The 3,830-nt window shown below is 38.6% G+C and carries 4 protein-coding genes; 1 reads left to right on the top strand and 3 read right to left on the bottom strand.

Annotated features, from left to right (window positions below; all coding sequences use genetic code 11):
- Positions 1 to 20: 20 nt before the first annotated feature.
- The 3 genes from NGM66_RS14060 to NGM66_RS14070 all read right to left on the bottom strand — a co-directional run bounded on the left by NGM66_RS14060 (position 21) and on the right by NGM66_RS14070 (position 2,448).
- Positions 21 to 941 carry an IS30 family transposase gene (locus tag NGM66_RS14060; RefSeq protein WP_258115833.1) on the bottom strand — a complete coding sequence of 307 codons (921 nt, stop codon included), beginning with the start codon at positions 939 to 941 and terminating at the stop codon, positions 21 to 23.
- 354 nt (positions 942 to 1,295) lie between these two features.
- On the bottom strand, positions 1,296 to 1,646 hold the full coding sequence (locus tag NGM66_RS14065; protein WP_011222016.1) for a DUF5388 domain-containing protein: 351 nt from the start codon (positions 1,644 to 1,646) through the stop codon (positions 1,296 to 1,298).
- A gap of 1 nt (position 1,647) precedes the next feature.
- On the bottom strand, positions 1,648 to 2,448 hold the full coding sequence (locus tag NGM66_RS14070; protein WP_015639692.1) for a ParA family protein: 801 nt from the start codon (positions 2,446 to 2,448) through the stop codon (positions 1,648 to 1,650).
- A gap of 866 nt (positions 2,449 to 3,314) precedes the next feature.
- On the opposite strand from NGM66_RS14070, the gene NGM66_RS14075 reads away from it, so the two are divergent.
- Positions 3,315 to 3,593, top strand: a complete 279-nt coding sequence (locus tag NGM66_RS14075) for a BRCT domain-containing protein (protein ID WP_020923847.1) — start codon at positions 3,315 to 3,317, stop codon at positions 3,591 to 3,593.
- The last annotated feature ends 237 nt before the right edge of the window (positions 3,594 to 3,830 follow it).

A 3,830-nucleotide genomic window follows, 5' to 3' on the forward strand; every position in this document is an offset into this window, starting at 1 on the left:
CTGGGATAATTTTTCATAGCTTAAACTCGCTTTTTACATAGAAGTATATCAAAAATCATAGATCTTGGACAGCTTCTAAGCGGTCGCTGGTTAATTTGGAGTAACGTCGTCGTTAAATCTTGAGCACTAATGTGCTCAAAACGAGTCCCTTTAGGATAAAAATAACGTAAATTCCGATTAAAGCGTTCATTACTACCACGTTCAGCTGGCGTATAAGCATGGCAGTAATAGGTCTTAATACCATATTGTGATTCAAGTGATACTAGCCCACTAAACTCAGTGCCACGGTCCACAGTAAAGCTGTGCACCGGACCATTAAAAGTGGTTAGGAACTTAGTTAGTGCTTCATTAACAGTCGCTGTCGTCCGATCTTTTAACCGGTATGCCCAAAGGAACCGTGATTTTCGATCGATTAAAGTTAATAAAACTGCCTTACTATGCCCACGAGGACCAACGACTGTATCTAGTTCAAAATCGCCGATGCGATTACGTTGATTAATCATCATGGGACGCTGTTCAATTGATCGCCCCAAAGATTGATTATATTTGGATCGTTGGTCAACGTTACGCCGTTGGCGTACGCTATGTTCAGGTAGATCATTCAAGGAGAAACCAATTCTCCCCTGATTTAGCCAATTATAAATAGATTTAGTAGCTAGTTTAAATTCGTGAGCAATCATTCCTGGTGACCAGCTTAGACGTAAATGGTTGAGAATTTTTTGCTTTAACTCATCGCTCAGCTTAGTTTTCCGACCACATCGTGATCGCTTGTATTCGGCATCTGTTTGTGCTAATTCAGCCTGATAAGGTTGACATCGAGATAATTCATAAGAAATTGTTGACGGTGATCGGTTCAGCCGAACGCCCATTTGGATATTGGACAGCCCTAGTTCACAAAAGGTTTCGATTTTAATTCGTTCGGGATAGGTTATACTAGACAAAAGATCAGCTCCTAAAAGATGGGTTTGTGGTAAACACCATTTTAAAGGAAGCTGATCTTTTTTGTCCGAACAGCGTTCGGATTAATTTTACAATCTACCACACAACCAAAAATCCACTCATCTCATCACGAGGTGGGTGGATTTTTTGAGTAAGTTAAGTGACAGCATTGATTGTTATATGATTGTGTATGTCCTAAATGGACACAAGCAACGCTCCTAAGCAAAGCCTGTATGTAATGATTTCAGAAAAGCCCTCTATTCCGCATAATAGAGGACTTTTTTGTGTGCATTCTGCTTAATTTAAACGGACAAGTATACATCTAAAAGGTGAACGTGTCGTCTGAGAGCACGTGATTATTTACTTTTTACTTTGTTAGCATCGCCGGTTTCCAAAGTCTGTATTTGAGTCGTAAGCGTATTTTGTTCAGACTCAGTTAACGATTCAAAAAAAGTTTTTTGTAATTGGGCTAATCCATTTTGTTGAGTTGAGCTATACCCTAAAATTACCATAGCTTTCATAAAGTTTTTTAGATGATTGTCAATTCTGAGCGTAGTATCAAAAGTAACACCATCTATTTGTTTAGACTTCGTTTTGTTTGATTCGTTTAGAGAAGATATGGAAATTTCTTTTTGGGGCTGGGGCGCCGATTTTCTAGGAATTATTTTGCTTTTATTTGAGTTAGGATTGTGTAAAAGTTCCACCATGCTAGTCCGCCCTTTCAATAATTTCTTGTGCCACAGAATCGTATAATCTAATTATTTTTTTATCGAATTGATCTTTTAGAAATACACCTCTGATTGAATATCTTTTGATTCTTTCCATATTACGAATTAGGGTTTTTAACATGTTTTCTTTCCCAAATTCTTCTTCTGCTACTTCTAATGTGCTGTGATCAACAGGCGCCCCATTCTTTAATAGCACAGGAAGTATACCGAGTAAATTCAAACTAGGTGCTTCGTATTCATCGATTACCTGTTCCTGTATATATTTTAGAAACGATTCGGCACCCTGAAGACTGTGCTCTTGAGTTTGAAGGATAATCAGAACCCAATCTGAAGCGTATAAGGCGCTATCAGAAATTAAGGAAATAGTCGGTGGCAAATCAAATACCACAAAATCATATTTTTCTTTTAGTGAAGCAAGTAGCTTGCTAAAATATGTAACTCTATCTTTATAATTATTTTTAAACTTTTTTTCCATAATCCGTGGGTACAATGAAAAATCTGCGCTTGATGGAATAAAGTCAATGTTTTTATCCAAAGTAACCAACGATCTTGATAAGTCCTCTTCTTGGATTGATGCAAGCAAGGTTTGATTAAATTTAATATCATCGTGGCCTAAATTAGCCGCGGTTTTAAAGTAAATATCTGTAGCGTTTGCTTGAGGATCGAAATCAATTAATAGCGTTTTTTTACCAGCACGAGCTAGTGCCAGGCATGCAAGCGTGGCATTTGTTGTTTTACCGGTGCCACCTTTAAAATTTCCAAAAGTAATTACTTCACCCATTATACTGACCTCCGATTAAGTATCCTAATATACAAGGATACTTGGATACAAGGATGATAACATACAAAGATACTTGGATACAAGGATACAAGGATACATTTCTTCTCAAAAGCCGTTAAATTAAGATTGACTGCAAGTATCCTAATATACTTAGATACAAGGATACAAGGATACTTAGATACAAGGATATGAATATACAAGGATACAAGGATACAAGGATACATAAAAAGAAATGTTGATTTATCACCAAACAACGAGTAATATTAGTTACATAAAATAGAACATAAAAAAACACCCACCGACGGGAATCGGTGAGCGCCACATAAAAGTCAACTTGTTTAATGACTATTATATCATGGCCGGTGCGATTTTTAAAGCCCTAGGGGACAAGCTGGGGTCTAAATCCAAGGGGACACGTTTGCCAGTGCGACTTCAATAAGTCTGGCTATACCACAACAAGGTTATCTGTACGGCTGGGTGGTGAATGGTGAGCGCGACCATTAACGGCGCGGGTGGTAAAACGAAGCTTCGGCTTGGTGCCATTGATTAGTTGGTGATCGAACAAACATAAATACGTATTACCAACGCCTACTAGGGCGTTTTTTAGTAGGCTAAACCGAAAACGTAGGTTTATAATGGATGGTGGTAGCAATACCGCAATTGTACAGACAAGCGACGGGCGTTAACGACCGACGAACTAAGGGGAAACTTTTAGTAGTAGAATTGTACTCTGGTTCAGTTATTCCAAATAGCTGATTCCAGGGAACAATTCTGCGCTCAAAACGTCACTCCCTCTAAACTGAATGGAAAACCATAACCCGTCAAGTCAAAACCAACATTAGAATCAAGAAAGTTGATGATTTAAAATGCTTGATTTAAGAGATTGTGAGATTGCTTTTACCGGACGTCTAACTACCATGACTCGGGATCAAGCTTTTAGTTTGGCGAAAGTCTTTGGGGCGAAACCACAAAATTGGGTTACGAAACAGACAGATTATTTAGTGGTTGGGTTAATTGAGACGGCTTTAGGTGAGGAGCCCATCACAAAAAAGTTATTGACGGGAACACCAACGATTTCAGAACGGGATTTTTTGGACTGGTGTCAGGCACGATTGGCGCAATGGTCTAGGAGTTTAGGCGGTTAAATTCACAAAGTGAGTTTACTGATTTTTTGGGGATTTTTCATCTAGACCACTCCTCTACCGTCAAATTTCACAAAGGAAAAATAACGGATCGTTGTTTTATCAGGGAGTGAGGGGGTTACTTGGGATGAGCCGCCTTATGTGAAGTAGAAATTGGTATACTAAAACAGACTAACCTTAGTGGTGAGAAATGATTCGACGGAATCTTTTCTCACCACTTTCGTTTTGGCGTAAAGTGGT

It is taken from the genome of Levilactobacillus yiduensis (assembly GCF_024718525.1).
GTDB classification, from domain to species: domain Bacteria; phylum Bacillota; class Bacilli; order Lactobacillales; family Lactobacillaceae; genus Levilactobacillus; species Levilactobacillus yiduensis.

What these genes read in the sequence shown, in the direction of transcription:
- NGM66_RS14065 (WP_011222016.1), bottom strand. Translation starts at nt 1,646, where the DNA reads ATGGTGGAACTTTTACACAATCCTAACTCAAATAAAAGCAAAATAATT.
- NGM66_RS14070 (WP_015639692.1), bottom strand. Translation starts at nt 2,448, where the DNA reads ATGGGTGAAGTAATTACTTTTGGAAATTTTAAAGGTGGCACCGGTAAA.
- NGM66_RS14075 (WP_020923847.1), top strand. Translation starts at nt 3,315, where the DNA reads ATGCTTGATTTAAGAGATTGTGAGATTGCTTTTACCGGACGTCTAACT.